Origin of the sequence: Paenibacillus sp. MDMC362 (assembly GCF_003269305.1) — a bacterium.
Taxonomy (GTDB): Bacteria; Bacillota; Bacilli; order Paenibacillales; family Paenibacillaceae; genus Paenibacillus_AQ.
On record NZ_QLYT01000079.1, the window covers coordinates 37488 to 52720 of the forward strand.

Annotated in this window: 16 protein-coding genes and 1 riboswitch; of the genes, 2 read left to right on the forward strand and 14 right to left on the reverse strand. The window is 53.3% G+C overall.

Features of this window, described 5'->3' with window-relative positions; genetic code table 11:
- Nucleotides 1-99 precede the first annotated feature (99 nt).
- The 10 genes from purN to purE all read right to left on the reverse strand — a co-directional run bounded on the left by purN (nucleotide 100) and on the right by purE (nucleotide 10623).
- Nucleotides 100-711, reverse strand: coding sequence for a phosphoribosylglycinamide formyltransferase (gene purN, locus DP091_RS29175; RefSeq protein WP_113061545.1), 612 nt, complete (start codon nucleotides 709-711; stop codon nucleotides 100-102).
- Nucleotides 711-1751 (reverse strand): phosphoribosylformylglycinamidine cyclo-ligase, encoded by a 1041-nt coding sequence (gene purM / locus DP091_RS29180; protein ID WP_113061546.1) that lies wholly within the window; start codon nucleotides 1749-1751, stop codon nucleotides 711-713. Before purM ends, purN begins: the two co-directional genes overlap by 1 nt.
- A 117-nt stretch (nucleotides 1752-1868) precedes the next feature.
- Nucleotides 1869-3347, reverse strand: coding sequence for an amidophosphoribosyltransferase (gene purF, locus DP091_RS29185; RefSeq protein ID WP_113061547.1), 1479 nt, complete (start codon nucleotides 3345-3347; stop codon nucleotides 1869-1871).
- Nucleotides 3332-5575, reverse strand: coding sequence for a phosphoribosylformylglycinamidine synthase subunit PurL (gene purL / locus DP091_RS29190; RefSeq protein ID WP_113061548.1), 2244 nt, complete (start codon nucleotides 5573-5575; stop codon nucleotides 3332-3334). The genes purF and purL overlap by 16 nt, the downstream gene beginning before the upstream one ends.
- Nucleotides 5553-6242, reverse strand: a complete 690-nt coding sequence (purQ, locus tag DP091_RS29195) for a phosphoribosylformylglycinamidine synthase subunit PurQ (protein WP_113061549.1) — start codon at nucleotides 6240-6242, stop codon at nucleotides 5553-5555. The genes purL and purQ overlap by 23 nt, the downstream gene beginning before the upstream one ends.
- Before the next feature lie 4 nt (nucleotides 6243-6246).
- Nucleotides 6247-6492, reverse strand: coding sequence for a phosphoribosylformylglycinamidine synthase subunit PurS (purS, locus tag DP091_RS29200; protein WP_012819094.1), 246 nt, complete (start codon nucleotides 6490-6492; stop codon nucleotides 6247-6249).
- Between the two features lie 50 nt (nucleotides 6493-6542).
- The gene (locus DP091_RS29205; protein WP_113061550.1) at nucleotides 6543-7433 is read right to left on the reverse strand and encodes a phosphoribosylaminoimidazolesuccinocarboxamide synthase; all 891 of its coding nucleotides are present in this window, start codon (nucleotides 7431-7433) and stop codon (nucleotides 6543-6545) included.
- A 221-nt stretch (nucleotides 7434-7654) separates the two neighbouring features.
- Entirely contained in the window at nucleotides 7655-8950 is a 1296-nt protein-coding gene (purB, locus tag DP091_RS29210) for an adenylosuccinate lyase (RefSeq protein WP_113061551.1), read from the reverse strand.
- 3 nt (nucleotides 8951-8953) lie between these two features.
- The gene (gene purK, locus DP091_RS29215; RefSeq protein ID WP_113061552.1) at nucleotides 8954-10141 is read right to left on the reverse strand and encodes a 5-(carboxyamino)imidazole ribonucleotide synthase; all 1188 of its coding nucleotides are present in this window, start codon (nucleotides 10139-10141) and stop codon (nucleotides 8954-8956) included.
- Nucleotides 10138-10623 carry a 5-(carboxyamino)imidazole ribonucleotide mutase gene (gene purE, locus DP091_RS29220; RefSeq protein ID WP_009592351.1) on the reverse strand — a complete coding sequence of 162 codons (486 nt, stop codon included), beginning with the start codon at nucleotides 10621-10623 and terminating at the stop codon, nucleotides 10138-10140. Before purE ends, purK begins: the two co-directional genes overlap by 4 nt.
- A 194-nt stretch (nucleotides 10624-10817) precedes the next feature.
- Nucleotides 10818-10919: riboswitch (purine riboswitch) on the reverse strand.
- A gap of 126 nt (nucleotides 10920-11045) precedes the next feature.
- Here purE and DP091_RS31510 point away from each other — a divergent pair.
- Together DP091_RS31510 and DP091_RS29225 are read left to right on the forward strand one after the other, a co-directional pair.
- Entirely contained in the window at nucleotides 11046-11207 is a 162-nt protein-coding gene (locus DP091_RS31510) for a hypothetical protein (protein WP_181469948.1), read from the forward strand.
- 288 nt (nucleotides 11208-11495) lie between these two features.
- A complete protein-coding gene (locus DP091_RS29225; protein WP_258394734.1) occupies nucleotides 11496-11735 on the forward strand; it encodes a phosphoglycerate mutase family protein in 240 nt (79 codons plus the stop codon).
- A gap of 41 nt (nucleotides 11736-11776) precedes the next feature.
- On the opposite strand, the gene DP091_RS29230 is transcribed toward DP091_RS29225, so the two are convergent.
- The 4 genes from DP091_RS29230 to DP091_RS29240 all read right to left on the reverse strand — a co-directional run bounded on the left by DP091_RS29230 (nucleotide 11777) and on the right by DP091_RS29240 (nucleotide 15219).
- Nucleotides 11777-12211 (reverse strand): universal stress protein, encoded by a 435-nt coding sequence (locus DP091_RS29230; protein ID WP_113061553.1) that lies wholly within the window; start codon nucleotides 12209-12211, stop codon nucleotides 11777-11779.
- Nucleotides 12212-12348: 137 nt separating this feature from the next.
- Nucleotides 12349-12612, reverse strand: a complete 264-nt coding sequence (locus DP091_RS29235) for a DUF1294 domain-containing protein (RefSeq protein WP_076325616.1) — start codon at nucleotides 12610-12612, stop codon at nucleotides 12349-12351.
- A gap of 231 nt (nucleotides 12613-12843) precedes the next feature.
- A complete protein-coding gene (locus tag DP091_RS31515) occupies nucleotides 12844-12981 on the reverse strand; it encodes a hypothetical protein (RefSeq protein ID WP_181469949.1) in 138 nt (45 codons plus the stop codon).
- A gap of 102 nt (nucleotides 12982-13083) precedes the next feature.
- Entirely contained in the window at nucleotides 13084-15219 is a 2136-nt protein-coding gene (locus tag DP091_RS29240; RefSeq protein WP_113061554.1) for a DNA topoisomerase III, read from the reverse strand.
- Nucleotides 15220-15233: the final 14 nt, after the last annotated feature.

A 15233-nucleotide genomic window follows, 5' to 3' on the forward strand; every position in this document is an offset into this window, starting at 1 on the left:
CGTAGATGCTGTCGAAGATCCATAATTGCAAATTATTTCCCGAGAAATATCGAACATGTCGATTCACCGAAAGACCCTGACCGCTTTTATTACAAAAGCCTATTCGGTAATCGTCACATTCCGCCCGTTCAGCGAAATTCGCCCCTCGGCGAACCAGGAAACGACTTCAGAGTATAACTTCTGCTCCACGGCATGAATGCGTTCTGCCAGCACTTCTGCCGTATCGCCTTCCTTGATCTCTACGGCTTTTTGAGCAATAACAGGTCCGGTATCCATGCCGCCATCCACGAAATGAACCGTGACACCGGTCATCTTCACACCGTAGCCCAGCGCTTGGCCAATCGCGTCTTTACCTGGAAAGGCAGGGAGCAGTGAAGGATGAATGTTGATAATCCGGCCGCTATAGAACTCGACAAAGGACGGACTCAACAGCCTCATATAGCCGGCGAGGACAATTAATTCGACACCCCGCTGCTGAAGCTCTGCCGCAATTTCACGTTCGTAATCTTCCTTCGAGGCATAATCCTTCGGCTGAAACGAGAAAACATCCACATTCGCCGCTTGTGCCAGCTCCACGACGGGAGCCTGCGGCTTGTCGCATACCAGAATGCTGATCTCGCCGCCCAGGGCCCCCCTGTGCTGCGCGTCTACCAAAGCCTGAAAGTTACTGCCCCTGCCGGAAGCGAAAACCGCAATCCGAAACGATTTCATTACACCTCAGCTCCCGTAAAGGTTACGATACGCTCGCCTTCGGTCACGCGGCCGATCGCATAAGCCTCTTCGCCTGCGGAACGGAGATATTGAAGCACTCCGTCTGCATCCTGTTCTTTGACGACAAGCACCATGCCGATTCCCATATTAAATGTCGTAAACATATCCTTGTTCGAAATGCTGCCTTTTTCCTGCATGAGCTTAAAGATCGGCAGAATCGGCCAAGAGCCATATTCGATGTCGACATTGACGCCATCCGGCAGCATACGCGGAATATTCTCGATGAATCCGCCACCCGTGATATGCGCCATGCCCTTTACTTCGATCTCTTTCAACAGTCCGAGCAGCGGCTTCACATAAATCTTGGTCGGTGCGAGCAGCACGTCGCCAAGACGTCCGCCCAGTTCCGGAAGCTCTTGCTGCAGGGAGTAGCCTGCGTCCTCCAGAAGCAGCTTGCGAACAAGCGAGAAGCCGTTGCTGTGCACACCGCTGGATGCTAAACCAATCACCGTGTCGCCTGCCGCGATATTCGACCCGTTGATCATTTTGCTTTTGTCGACGATGCCTACGGTGAAGCCCGCGATGTCATACTCGCCTTCACTGTACATGCCCGGCATCTCCGCCGTTTCCCCGCCGATCAGGGAACAGCCGGCTTGGTTGCATCCGTCGGCGATCCCTTTGACAATGGATTCGATTTTGGACGGAATGACCTTATCACACGCTAAATAGTCGAGAAAAAAGAGCGGTTCTGCGCCTTGCACCACAATATCGTTCACGCACATCGCTACCGCATCAATGCCGATGGTATCATGTTGGTCCATCGCGAATGCAAGCTTCAGCTTTGTGCCGACGCCATCCGTGCCTGAGACGAGTACCGGCTCTTCATATTGGTCTTTATTCAGCTTGAACAGTGCGCCAAAACCCCCGAGGTCGGTCATGACTTCCGGTCTGAAAGTCGTTTTGACATGCTTTTTCATACGCTCTACCGCTTCGTTGCCTGCAGCGATATCCACGCCTGCTTGTTTGTACGTATCCGACACGCGCTCAACACTCCTTTTTCGTTATGACGAAAGTATCTGTTCACACATCATTTATGGGCTTAATCAATAACCAGCTTAAAGGATAAAACCGAGAAAAAATGGCTGTCCACTGCAGAATCAGCAGCTGCAGCCCATCTTCTCTTCCCCGTTAAAATCAATCTGCGTCGGGTAATCATTATCAAAACATGCCATGCACAAACCGCCTTTAGGGCTGTGCTCATCATAACCGCCAATGGCGGATATAAGTCCCTCCGGGCTAAGGAACGATAAGGAATCCGCGTTGATCTCCCGGCAGATTTCCTCGACGCTTTTCTCGGAAGCGATGAGCTCCCTGCGGTCCGGTGTATCGATGCCGTAGAAGCAAGGGTTCTTGAACGGCGGCGACGTAATCCGTACATGCACTTCGGTCGCGCCCGCTCCGCGAAGCAGGTTGACGATCCGGCGGGACGTGGTTCCCCGTACGATGGAATCATCGATCATAACCACCCGTTTGCCTTCGACCACGCGCCGTACCGCGCTCAGCTTCATCTTCACGCCCTGCTCACGCAGCTCTTGGCTCGGCTGAATAAACGTCCGGCCCGTATATTTATTTTTGATCAATCCGAGCTCGTAAGGAATGCCCGTTTGCTCGGCGTAACCGATAGCGGCCGAGATGCTGGAATCCGGTACGCCTGTAACCACATCGGCATCCACGAACGATTCCAGGGCCATCTTGCTGCCCATCCGTTTGCGGGCCGAATGCAGATTGGAGCCGTTCAGATCGCTGTCCGGACGGGAGAAATAAATATATTCCATCGCGCACAACGCTTTGCGTCCCGCTTCCGTATACCGTTCTTCCCGAAGCCCGTTCCGATCAAGGATCAGCAGTTCCCCGGGAGCAACATCGCGGATCGCTTCCGCCCCGATGACTTCAAGCGCGCAGGTCTCGGAAGTGAAGATATATGCATCGCCCAGACGACCCATCGTGAGCGGACGGAGTCCGTTCGGATCCGAAGCGACGAGCAGCTTGTCATTGGTCATGAGCAGAAAGGCAAACCCGCCCACCAGACGCTGCAAGGCGTCCTTGGCAGCCTCGACAAAATCCTTCGGCGAACGCGCGATCAGATGCGCAATGACTTCCGTATCGCTGGTTGTCTGGAATATGGAACCTTCCATCTCCAGCTCGCGCCGAAGCTTCGGCTCGTTCACGATGTTGCCGTTCGTTGCGATCGCCAGATTTCCTTCGCGATATTTAAAGACGAGCGGCTGCGCATTCGTCAGTCTGCTGTCCCCGCTGGTCGAGTAACGGACATGCCCGATGGACATGCTGCCCTTCAGCGATTCCAGCTTGTCTTTATCAAACACTTCTTTTACAAGTCCCATCCCGCGGTGATAATTGAAATTCTCGCCGTCGGCCACGCAGATTCCTGCGCTTTCTTCGCCGCGGTGCTGGAGGGCGTGAAGCCCGTAATAGGAAAGGGAGGCGGCATCGGGATGCCCAAACACCCCGAATACGCCGCACTCTTCTTTTAAAGTATCGAAAATATCGCTCTGACCTGTTCCCTCATTGTAGTAATCCCCTGTCCACAGTCCTTCGGGTATCAGTTCATGAGACATGGAATGGCATCCTCCCAGACGGATTTCAAAGCCTCCACGGATTCTTCCAGCGCAGAAGCACCGTTAATGTTAATGCTAAGCTTATTCCCGCCGACTACGCCAAGCGCGGTAAATGGAACGTCCGCTTCTTGCAGGAGCTTCTCCAGCGCGTTCTTATGATCAGGGGAAACCGACAACACGATCCGGGATTGGCTCTCGCTAAAGAGCGCTACGTCGTTACGCAGATCGGTTGACCATTGCACGCTCGCCCCAACGTTGCCGCTGATGCAGCTCTCCGCCAGCGCGGCCGCAAGTCCCCCTTCCGACACGTCATGCGCGGATTGTACCAGACCGGATTGGATGGCCTTCAGCACGCCTCCGAGCAATTTCTTCTCGGTACCCAGGTTCAGTTCCGGCGGTCTGCCTTCCGATACTCCGTGCATGATCGCTTGGAACTCGCTGCCGCCCAGTTCCGCACGGGTATCGCCCAGAACGTAGATGGCATCGCCTTCCGCCTTGAAGCCTTGTGTCGTAATATGATCCGTATCATGGATCAGACCGACCATGCCGACAACCGGCGTCGGATAAATCGCGCCTTTGGCATTCTCGTTGTAGAGACTCACATTTCCGCCAATGACCGGCGTTTCAAGCTCACGACAAGCTTCCGCCATGCCGTCCACGGCTTTTTCCATCTGCCAGAAAATTTCCGGCTTCTCCGGGCTTCCGAAGTTCAGGTTATCCGTAATCGCCAGCGGCTCGGCGCCGGAGCATACGATATTACGCGCCGCTTCGCTGACCGCGATTCTGCCGCCAAGCTCAGGGTCGAGGTAGACGTAACGTCCGTTACAGTCCGTTGTCATCGCCAGGGCTTTCCGCGTTCCCTGCACCGTTACGACAGCAGCATCCGAACCCGGACGAACGGCCGTGCTGGTGCGAACCATATAATCGTATTGGTTGTATACCCATGCTTTGCTTGCAAGGCTTGGCGAACCGAGCACCTTCTTGAGGGCACCGCCCAAATCCTTCACTTCTTCATAACGAAGCGTATCCACCGCAGCCTGCTCTTGGTAGTAAGCCGGTTCTTGGGACGGTTTGTTATAGATCGGGCACTCGTCTACGAGCGCTTTAACCGGCATATCGCCGACCACCTCACCGTGGTGCATCAGCTTCAGGCGGCCATCGTCCGTCACTTTGCCGACTTTGGCGCAGATAACGCCCCAGCGTTCGAAGATTTCCCGCGCTTGCTCCTCATGCTTCGGCTCAACCACGAACAGCATCCGTTCCTGGGACTCCGACAGCATCATTTCATAAGGCGTCATGCCCTCTTCGCGCTGAGGCACCTGGTCCAGGTACAGCTCAAGACCGTTGCCTGCTTTACTTGCCATTTCCGCACTGGAGCAAGTCAATCCAGCGGCGCCCATATCCTGAATGCCCAGCACGATGCCGGAATCGATCAGCTCAAGGCAGGACTCCATCACGAGTTTCTCCATAAACGGATCGCCGACCTGAACAGCCGTACGGTTCGCTTCGGATTCCTCCGTCAGCTCAACGGAAGCGAAGGTTGCGCCGTGGATGCCATCGCGGCCGGTTGGAGGCCCGACATAAAAGACCGGATTGCCTACCCCTTTTGCAACGCCGCGCTGAATCTTATCATGGTCGATAACGCCGACGCACATCGCATTGACCAGCGGATTGCCTTCATAACTTTCGTCGAATACTACCTCGCCGCCTACCGTCGGGATCCCGATGCAGTTGCCGTAACCGGCAATGCCGGATACCACGTGCTCAAACAAATATTTAACGCGATCGCTCTCCAGCTTGCCGAAACGAAGCGAGTTAAGAATCGCTACCGGTCTTGCCCCCATGGAGAAAATATCGCGGATAATGCCGCCAACGCCCGTGGCTGCGCCTTGATAAGGCTCAACAGCGGATGGATGGTTATGGCTTTCGATTTTGAATACAACCGCTTGGTTGTCGCCGATATCAACGATCCCGGCGCCCTCGCCCGGTCCCATCAGGACGCGCGGGCCGCTTGTCGGGAAACGACGAAGCAGCGGCTTGGAATTTTTGTAGGCGCAATGCTCGGACCACATGACACTGAATACGCCGATTTCCGTGTAATTCGGCTTGCGTCCCATGAAGGAACAGATCAGCTCATACTCGCTGTCCGAAACTCCCATTTGCTTGTAAATCTGATGCTCTGCGATCTGTTCTGCTGTCGGTTCCTTAACGGACGTTTGCTGCGCCATGAGTATCCCTCCATGCCTGTAATATGGATGTAAACATTGCTTTACCGTCATCCGAGCCGAGCAGGCTGCTGACTGCGCGCTCCGGATGCGGCATCATGCCGATTACGTTGCCCCGCTCGTTGCAGATGCCTGCGATATCCTCGATCGAGCCGTTCGGATTGTTTTGATACGTAAATACGATTTGCCGGTTATCCCGGAGCTTTTGAAGTGTTTCTTCATCACAGTAATAGTTGCCCTCGCCATGCGCGATCGGAATGACAATCTCTTGCCCCTCCGCGTAATCGCGCGTAAACGGCGTTGTGTTATTGTTCACTTTGAGCACCGTGTCATGGCAGCGGAATTTCATCGAATCGTTACGGCGCAGAGCTCCGGGAAGGAGTCCGGCTTCCGTCAAAATCTGAAATCCGTTGCAGATGCCAAGAATATACTTGCCCTCTTCCGCCGCTTTCGCCACTTCGCTCATAACCGGGGCGAATCGGGAAATCGCACCACACCGGAGATAATCTCCATAGGAGAATCCGCCGGGTACCAAAATGCAATCATATGGAGATAGGTCCGTAGCCGTATGCCACACATAATCCACCGGCTGACCAATCGTCTCTTCTACCGCTTTATAACAGTCAATATCACAATTGGAGCCAGGAAAGACCAGCACTGCAAATTTCATTGGTTTAGCCCTCCAATTCATAACGGTAGTTCTCAACCACCGTATTGGCCAGAAGCTTCTCGCACATTTCTTTCACTCGCAGCTCGGCTTCCTCACGGTTGTCCGTTCCTAGCTCAAGTTCCATATATTTACCGATCCGCAGGCTTTCCACTTCCTTGTACCCTATCGAATGAAGTGCACCTTGCACCGCTACCCCTTGAGGGTCCAATACGCTCTGTTTAATCGTGACGTAGACCTTTGCTTTCAACATTGTATCCTGTTCCTCCTCGGTATATATGAATGAAATGGTTTATAAAAGCTTTACAGGCTTGCACCCGTGATTCGACTGTAAATATCGGTATAGCGGCGCGTCGTCTCCTCCACCACGGCCTGCGGCAGGGGATCCGGCTCACTGTTCTTATCCCAATCGGACGAAGCGAGATACGTGCGGACGGGCTCCTTATCCATACTATCAATCTCAATGTCTAGCGCGTAATTTTTCTCATCCCAGAAACGGGAGGAATCCGGCGTAAAAATCTCGTCGATCAAAATGATCTCTCCATCGATTAAACCGAACTCAAACTTGCAATCGGCCAAAATAATGCCGTGCTTGCTGCAATAATCGCGGGCGAACTTGTACAGCATCAGGCTTTTGTCCCGCAGCTGCAGCGCCAGCTCCCCGCCGACAAGCTCCTTCATGCGCGATAGCGGGATGTCCTCGTCATGACCGACATCGTTCTTGGCAGCCGGCGTGAAGATCGGCTCGGGAAAAGCCTCATTCTTGCGCAGACCCTCCGGCAGCTTCATGCCGTTAACCTCGCCAGAGGACTGATACTGTCTCCAGCCTCCGCCGGTAATGTACCCGCGCACCACGCATTCGATATCGATGCGCTCGGCCCTCCGGCACACCATGATGCGTCCGTCCAGCAGCTCCTTGTCCTTAACGGCATCGCCCAGCAGGTTCACGTCTGTGTGCACGACATGATTACTAATGAGCTGCGCCGTTTGTTCAAACCAGAAGGCGCTCAGCTTGTTCAGCACGGTTCCTTTGGCCGGTACAGGCGGCTCCAGCACATAGTCAAAAGCGGAAATACGGTCGGTTACTACAATGAGTACGTGCTCGCCCAGGTCGTACAATTCACGGACCTTGCCCTTATACAGCAGCGGTACGTTGACCAGATGAGTCGCGGTCGATAATGCCGGTAATGTCATGTGTTTCCTCCCCTTGGGGCGACGTGCTGCTCACGCATGAGTAACCGTCGCTCCCTATATTTCTGACGGATGAAAATAGAATGCTCCGTATCATGTTAAAGGTTTTCAGCTTATTCAGCACTACGAATGCGGATTGTTTTTCCGATACCTGTTGCCCCCAGATTTATTATGAATTTATTAATTATGTTTAAAGCCCTCAGGCCCTAATACAAAATTCTGAACTACTCCAATCCCAGCTTGGCAAAAATCGTATCCACATGCTTCAGGTGCCAGCTTGGATTAAATGCATCTTCGATCTCCTCGGCGCTGAGCACCTCGGTGATCTCAGGCGTGGATTCCACGATCTCGCGGAATTGGCGCTGCTCTTCCCATGCCTGCATAGCCCGAGGCTGAACGGTGTCGTACGCTTGCTCGCGGCTGAAGCCCTTGTCGATCAGCTTCGTCATGATCCGGCCCGAGAAAGGAACGCCGAACGTGCGAGCCATGTTGCGCTTCATGTTCTCAGGGAAGACGGTCAGGTTCTTCACGATGTTGCCGAAGCGGTTCAGCATGTAGTTCAGCAGCATCGTTGCGTCCGGCAGGATGATACGTTCTACCGAGGAGTGGGAAATATCCCGCTCATGCCAGAGCGACACGTTCTCGTAAGCCGAAACCATGTGGCCGCGAATGACGCGCGCAAGACCCGAAATGTTCTCGGAACCGATCGGATTCCGTTTATGCGGCATCGCGGAGGAACCTTTTTGTCCTTTGGCGAATGCCTCTTCGACCTCGCGAACCTCACTCTTCTGGAGTGCGCGGACTTCGGTAGCGAACTTCTCGAGCGAAGTCGCGATGAGCGCAAGTGTTGCCATGTATTCCGCATGACGGTCACGCTGCAGCGTCTGGGTCGAGATCGGCGCCGGCTTCGTGCCAAGCTTGCGGCAGACGAATTCTTCAACCGAAGGATCGATGTTGGCATACGTTCCAACGGCTCCGGAAATTTTGCCGTACTGCACGCCGTCGGCCGCATGGCGGAAGCGCTCCAGGTTGCGGATCATTTCTTCATGCCACAGCGCCATTTTCAAACCGAAGGTGGTCGGCTCTGCATGCACCCCATGCGTTCTGCCCATCATCGGGGTATGCTTGTAGGCTAGTGCCTTCTCTTTCAAAATACCGATAAAGCGCAGGATGTCCTGCTCCAAAATATCGTTGGCTTGCTTGAGCAGATATCCCATCGCGGTATCCACCACATCCGTCGAAGTCAAACCGTAGTGGACCCATTTGCGCTCTTCGCCAAGGCTTTCCGAAACCGCGCGAGTAAAGGCGATGACATCATGGCGGGTTTCCTGTTCGATTTCATAAATCCGATCCATATTAAAGGTTGCATTCTGGCGAAGCTTAACGGTATCTTCCTTCGGAATGACGCCGAGATCTGCCCATGCCTCGCATGCGCACAATTCCACTTCCAGCCATGCTCTGAATTTGTTCTCCTCTGTCCAAATCGCCCGCATTTCCGGTCTGCTGTAACGTTCAATCATCGTTTAATCCTGCCTCCAAATATTAGTTTTCTCTACCCATTCGAGCGCGTCATCGACATCCCCGCACAAGAGGTTGATATGTCCCATCTTGCGGTTAAACTTCGATTCGCTCTTGCCGTATAGATGAAGCTTAGGCACAACGCCGAGAGACTCTGCAAGCGCGTCGTGCTCTCCAAAACGCCGTACCGCTTCCTCCAGATGCTGTCCCAGGAGGTTCACCATGACGACCGGGCTCAGCAGCGTTGTGTCCCCGAGCGGCAGATCGCAGATCGCTCTCACATGCTGCTCGAATTGAGAGGTTGAGCATGCCTCCATCGTGTAGTGACCCGAGTTATGCGGACGAGGTGCAAGCTCATTCACGTACAGCTCCCCATCCTCGGTCACAAACATCTCGACAGCCAGCAGGCCGACAGCTCCCATGCCTTCAGCTACGCGTTCTGCGAGCTGGCATGCTTTGCGCTGTACTTCGCTCGTCACGCGAGCAGGCACAATCGACAAGTGCAAAATATTGTTGACATGCACGTTCTCTGCCGGGGGGAAGCTCTTCACGATGCCGCTGGGCGTACGCGCCGCGATCACGGAGATCTCGCACGCGAACTTCACGAACTTCTCCAACACCAGCTCCGTTCCACTGGCAGCCAGCTCTTTGTAGGCTGATTCCAGCTCATCTTCGCTGCGGAGAACCGCTTGCCCTTTACCATCATAACCTCCCATGGCGGTCTTAAGCACGCACGGAAGTCCAAGTTCAGAGGCGGCGGACTGTAAATCTTCCAAGCTTGTTATTTCACGATACGGCGCAACCGGTACGCCGGCCGCTTCAATTGCGGCCTTCTCGCGCAAGCGGTGCTGCGTGGTGTACAGCAGCTTGCTTCCCTGGGGAACATAAGACTGTTCCTCCAGAAGCTGGGCGACGCCCGCATCGACATTTTCGAATTCGTACGTAATGACGTCCGCTTTGACGGCGAGCTGCCGGGCAGCCTCGACGTCGTCATACCGGGCCGTAACCTGCTCTGCCATCTGGCCAAGCGGGGAGTTCGGCGTCGGATCAAGGGTGACGAACGAATATCCCATCCGGATCCCGTCCAGCGCAATCATCCGTCCGAGTTGTCCCCCGCCAAGTACACCAATGACGGAACCTGGCAGTAGCTTTTTGCTAGAGACCTTCGTCTGCTGTGCTCCGTTCTCCATCATAGGTTATCGCTGCTTTCCAGCACTTCGTCACGGATACGATCCCGGCGCGCTTGCACTCTTTCCCGAATCCCCGCATCCGAAGTGCCCAAAATCTGGGCGGCGAGCAATCCGGCGTTAGTTGCTCCCGCTTTACCGATCGCTACGGTTGCTACCGGAATGCCGCCCGGCATCTGCACGATCGACAACAATGAATCCAGCCCCTTCAGCGCTTTCGATTTAACCGGAACGCCGATAACCGGCAATACCGTCTTCGACGCGACCATTCCGGGCAGGTGAGCGGCCCCGCCGGCTCCGGCGATAATGACGCGAAGCCCCCGGCCCTCCGCTTCCTCGGCATACCGGAACATTAAGTCCGGCGTCCGGTGAGCGGATACGACTTTTTTCTCATAAGGAATTTCAAGCTCGTCTAGCACCTGGCATGCATGGGACATCGTATCCCAATCTGATTGGCTTCCCATAATGACTCCTACTTGTGCTGTCATGAGTTACCCCCGCTTTCTTCGAAATTCGACAATATAATGGTTACTGCTGAAAAAAAAGTCCGATCCCGTAAACACAAAATCTGTGCAGGTCTCGGACATACAAGGATTACGAACGCTGCTGCCTGCGTCAAGCAGAAGAGTCTTGCGCATCCGCCGCCAAAGAGGCAAACATGAAACCAAGCCCCGTCGTAGCCGCACCGTTTGTATTCCCTCGTAGTCCGAAAATTTACGGTTTCCGGGTAGAGACTTCCGGGCCATATCCCCGGCTTTATACGAGAAATATTAAATTTCATCAATCATGCTTCATAAGTTATTTTGAACCTCAACATCCTCAGTTTATCAATTTCTGACACCAAATGTCAACCTAAACACGAACAATCGGATTTACATAAAAAATAATGTTCGTATCTAGGGAGTGAGCAATGCTGCAGCAAAAACATCTTGGAGATTGCGGCATTAGAAAGCGTAGACAACTGCTGAACATGAAAAGCCGTGAGCAGTTCATGTGGAGCATAGTCAGCGCTGCGCTGACGCATCGTGATTCCGATCGGCTGTTAAACACAGGAAACTGGATTGAACTATAATGGATGTTTCCCGTGTTTAAAGGCGAACGCTTCGCTTCTCCATCCACGATTCGTCCGCTCCGCTGGAGCGAGAACCTTTTTTTGCTGCTGCATAGAGGGTAAGGGAAAAGTATTATCGGAGAATAAAATAAGACCGGATTCTGCTCTTTAATTGTAATTACTTACAAGGAAGATGGGGGCGAGTGTCGAAATCATATCATCCGACATGAATATGAAATACGACAAAACTTTAATCCGATATCTATATTTGAATCTTACTAAGCAGAATCTATTACAAAGGAGGAACCAATGGCTATCTATCTCGTAAGGCATGGTCAAGATGAAGAAGGGTACCGCGGAGGGTGGAGCCAGCGAGGGCTCATAAACGAAGGGATCAGGCAAGCGGAGAAGCTGGGGCAATACTTAAACGAACACAAGCATGATTTTATTATCCATCGAATCGTATGCAGCGATTTACAGAGAGCCTATCAGACTGCCTCCATATTGGCCGATAAGCTTACCTTGGAGAATGAAACACCTCATCTATAATCGAACTCTATAAAAAAGGGACGCCTAAGCGTCCCCACACATTATTTTACAACCAGTACCGGAACCTTGGCATGCTGCACTACGTTATGGCTGACGCTGCCCAATACGAACTCGCGGATACCGCCAAGACCGCGGCTGCCGATGACAATCAGGTCACTTCCGTTCTGATTCGCATACTCCAGAATGACCTCAGCGGGAGGACCCTGGATCATCTCCACTTGGCCGGTGACGCCTGAATTCTCAATCCGCTCACGAATTTCCTCTGTCGTCTGCACAGCAAGATCGTAGACATCTTTATTAAGTGAAGCTGGAATTGGGGCAAGCCCTTCCCCAACGAAGAAACGCGGAAAATCGTAAGCATGAATGACATCCAGCGCAGCTCCCGGTGTTACCTTGGCAAGTTCAACCGCACGTCCGAGCGCTTTATTCGCTGCTTTGGAGCCGTCGTAAGCTAGAAGAATTTTAGTAAAAAGCATACAGGCCACCTCTTTCTATAGTTAAGAGACCTACTACAGTTAAAAGACCTACTACTTATTATTAAACAACTTCATGCCGATATGAAACGAGCTTGCTGACTCGCTGTGATATTCCTATGTAGTTCAGATTAAACAGACTATCCCCAGAAGTACGTGTATAGCGCGACATTCACGACTAGCAACAGCGGCACGCCCAGTTTAAATGATAAATGCCTCGTTTTATGACGCTTGCGGTACATGGCAATCCATACACCCAAGGCCCCGCCTATGGCAGCCAGCAGAAACAGCGTTCTCTCCGGAACCCGATCCCGTCCCATTCGGGCACGCCGTTTATCCTCCGACATGACCAGGTAGGCTACCGCATTGATAAAAATAAACCAAACGATCAGTGCAGGTCTCACGTTGGTTCACGCACCCCCATTCCAACTGATCGATCTTCCCCAATCAGCCATTTGCTTTACATTCTATGGCTATTATAAAACTGCAGGCGAATGAAGACAATGCCGGCTAAATAATCTTGGATCATGCCCATCTATGAATGCCATTATTAGGACACGGCCGAGCGTCATAATTCCAACGAACCCGTGTCCGGCATAATGACAGCCAGGCCATGCTCAACCCCTACTCAAAACTTATGATTCATTCTTGGATATTTCATTCAGGCTCGGAACATAGTCTGCAGCCTTTTTCGGTTTGAGGGTCTTGCTCTCCTCAAGAATGCTTGATTTGTTCTGCTGGTTTTCGCTTTTTCTTGCTTTATGATTCGGCATGCAAATCACCCCCTGTCCGTAGAATGAGCCATTCTACCCGAGGTTATGCTAGCGACGGCAATAAAATCGCTTTTCAAGCAATGGGGAGATGCCTTAAGCAGATTATTCCTTCCCCTTCTGCTCAAGTGCCGCCTTCAACAGGTCACCCAGGTTCGAACCGATCGACTCCTGTTTGCTATATTGCTGCACGAGCTTCCGCTCCTCGCGTTTGTTCACATGCTTGGCATCCTTCTTCAACGTTTCCGTAATGCCGCAGCCCAGGCACTGCACGAACAGCCCCGCCTTGCCTTCTTTCATCTCCATCTTCTTGTGGCACTGCGGACAGCGGCGATTGGACAGACGCTTCTCGCCTGAACGCTTGTATCCGCAATCGTCACTCGGGCAGACAAGCAGCTTGCCGCGCTTGGTCTTCTTCTCCAGCAGTCTTGTCCCGCAATCCGGACAGTGGCTGTTCGAGACATTATGCGGTTTGTACTCCGCTTCGCTTCCCTTCACATCCGTGACCAGCTTCTTGGTCATGTCCCGAATTCCACGCAAGAACGGTTCGGGCTTACCTTGCCCCTTCGCGATCCGTTCGAGCTCGGCCTCCCAGCGTGCCGTGAGCTCCGGTGTTCTCAGCTCAGGGGCGACAAGCTCGATGAGCTGCTTGCCTTTGCCTGTCGGATGGAGGGTTTGTCCCTGCCGTTCGATCGTATCCGAGCTAACCAGCTTCTCGATGATATCAGCCCGAGTCGCTGGGGTTCCTAGGCCGTGCTTCTCCATCTGGGAGAGCAGCGCTGCTTCGTTATAACGCTTCGGCGGCTGGGTCCGTCCCGGTTTCAGTACGCAGCGGACCACCTTCACCGACTCTCCTTCTCGCAGTTCCGGCAGGAGCTTGCCGGAAGACTGTCCCTGAACCTCGTCCTGCTCGTCTTCAGCGTCATCATCATAATCGCCGCCATATACCTCTCGCCAACCGCTGTCCTTGATCGTAGTCCCTTTCGCGTAGAGCTGTTCTCCCTCAATCTGGACTGTAACCGATACGTTATCGTAGCGGGCAGGAGGATAGAACAAGCTGATGAACCGGCGTACGATAAGATCGTACAGCTTGCGCTCATCCACTGACAGCTGATTCAGCAGCACGGTCTGTTCGGTCGGAATGATGGCATGGTGATCCGTAACCTTGCTGTCATCCACGACCCTTTTGCCCGGCGATAAATTTTTACGCAGCAGCGGACGTGCAATGGAGGCATAGGGCCCGATCGCGATGCTCGCCAGTCTCTCCTTCAACGTTCCGACCATATCCGATGTCAGGTAACGGCTGTCCGTACGCGGATAGGTGACCAGCTTATGCTGCTCATACAGGCGCTGCAGCACGTTCGAGGTCTGCTTGGCCGAGAACCCGAATCGGCGGTTGGCATCCCGCTGTAATTCGGTCAAATCATAGGCCAGCGGATGCGGCTCGGTTTTCTCGCTCTTTTTCACGCTGACGATTTTACCGGTGCTGCCCTCCAGCTTCTGCTTCAGCTTGGCCGCTTTATCCTTCTCGAATAGACGACCGTCTCTGCCGGCCGGACGCCAAGAAACCTCAAAATTCCCAAGATCCGCCTGCAGCGTCTCATATTCCTGAGAGCGGAAATTCACGATTTCCTTCTCCCGGTCCATGATCATCCCGAGCGTTGGCGTCTGAACCCGGCCTGCCGACAACTGTGCATTAAATTTGGTTGTCAGCGCACGCGTCACATTCAGTCCAACCATCCAATCCGCTTCCGCCCGGCAGCGTGCGGATTCATACAGCCGTTCGAACAGCTGCCCCGGCTTGAGTGATGCAAAACCTTCCTTGATCGCCTTATCCGTCTGGGAAGAAATCCACAGCCGCTTGAACGGCTTGTTCCACTTCGCCATTTTGAGGATCCAGCGTGCAAGCAGTTCCCCTTCACGGGCAGCATCGGTGGCAATAATCATCTCGCCGACATCCGGGCGCTTCATCAGGTGCTGAACCGTCTTGAACTGGTGGCTTGTCTCCTTCAGCACCTTAAGCCTTGGGTTATCCGGGAGAATCGGCAAATCCTCCAGCGCCCAAGTCTGGTACTTCTTATCATAGTCCTCGGGTTCGGCAAGTCCTACCAAATGTCCAAGCGCCCAGGTCACAATATATTTCGGTCCTTCAAAATAATTCTTCTGCTTCTCGCGGCTGCCCATTACTCTCGCAATTTCCTTTGCAACGGACGGCTTCTCAGCCAACACTAATACTTTCATAGCCCTCCCCTTCC

Bases quoted from the DNA above. Each gene is read 5' to 3' on its own strand.
- purN (WP_113061545.1), bottom strand. From the start codon at position 711: ATGAAATCGTTTCGGATTGCGGTTTTCGCTTCCGGCAGGGGCAGTAAC.
- purF (WP_113061547.1), bottom strand. From the start codon at position 3,347: ATGTCTCATGAACTGATACCCGAAGGACTGTGGACAGGGGATTACTAC.
- purL (WP_113061548.1), bottom strand. From the start codon at position 5,575: ATGGCGCAGCAAACGTCCGTTAAGGAACCGACAGCAGAACAGATCGCA.
- purQ (WP_113061549.1), bottom strand. From the start codon at position 6,242: ATGAAATTTGCAGTGCTGGTCTTTCCTGGCTCCAATTGTGATATTGAC.
- purS (WP_012819094.1), bottom strand. From the start codon at position 6,492: ATGTTGAAAGCAAAGGTCTACGTCACGATTAAACAGAGCGTATTGGAC.
- DP091_RS29205 (WP_113061550.1), bottom strand. From the start codon at position 7,433: ATGACATTACCGGCATTATCGACCGCGACTCATCTGGTCAACGTACCG.
- purB (WP_113061551.1), bottom strand. From the start codon at position 8,950: ATGATTGAACGTTACAGCAGACCGGAAATGCGGGCGATTTGGACAGAG.
- purK (WP_113061552.1), bottom strand. From the start codon at position 10,141: ATGATGGAGAACGGAGCACAGCAGACGAAGGTCTCTAGCAAAAAGCTA.
- purE (WP_009592351.1), bottom strand. From the start codon at position 10,623: ATGACAGCACAAGTAGGAGTCATTATGGGAAGCCAATCAGATTGGGAT.
- DP091_RS31510 (WP_181469948.1), top strand. From the start codon at position 11,046: ATGCTGCAGCAAAAACATCTTGGAGATTGCGGCATTAGAAAGCGTAGA.
- DP091_RS29225 (WP_258394734.1), top strand. From the start codon at position 11,496: ATGGCTATCTATCTCGTAAGGCATGGTCAAGATGAAGAAGGGTACCGC.
- DP091_RS29230 (WP_113061553.1), bottom strand. From the start codon at position 12,211: ATGCTTTTTACTAAAATTCTTCTAGCTTACGACGGCTCCAAAGCAGCG.
- DP091_RS31515 (WP_181469949.1), bottom strand. From the start codon at position 12,981: ATGCCGAATCATAAAGCAAGAAAAAGCGAAAACCAGCAGAACAAATCA.
- DP091_RS29240 (WP_113061554.1), bottom strand. From the start codon at position 15,219: ATGAAAGTATTAGTGTTGGCTGAGAAGCCGTCCGTTGCAAAGGAAATT.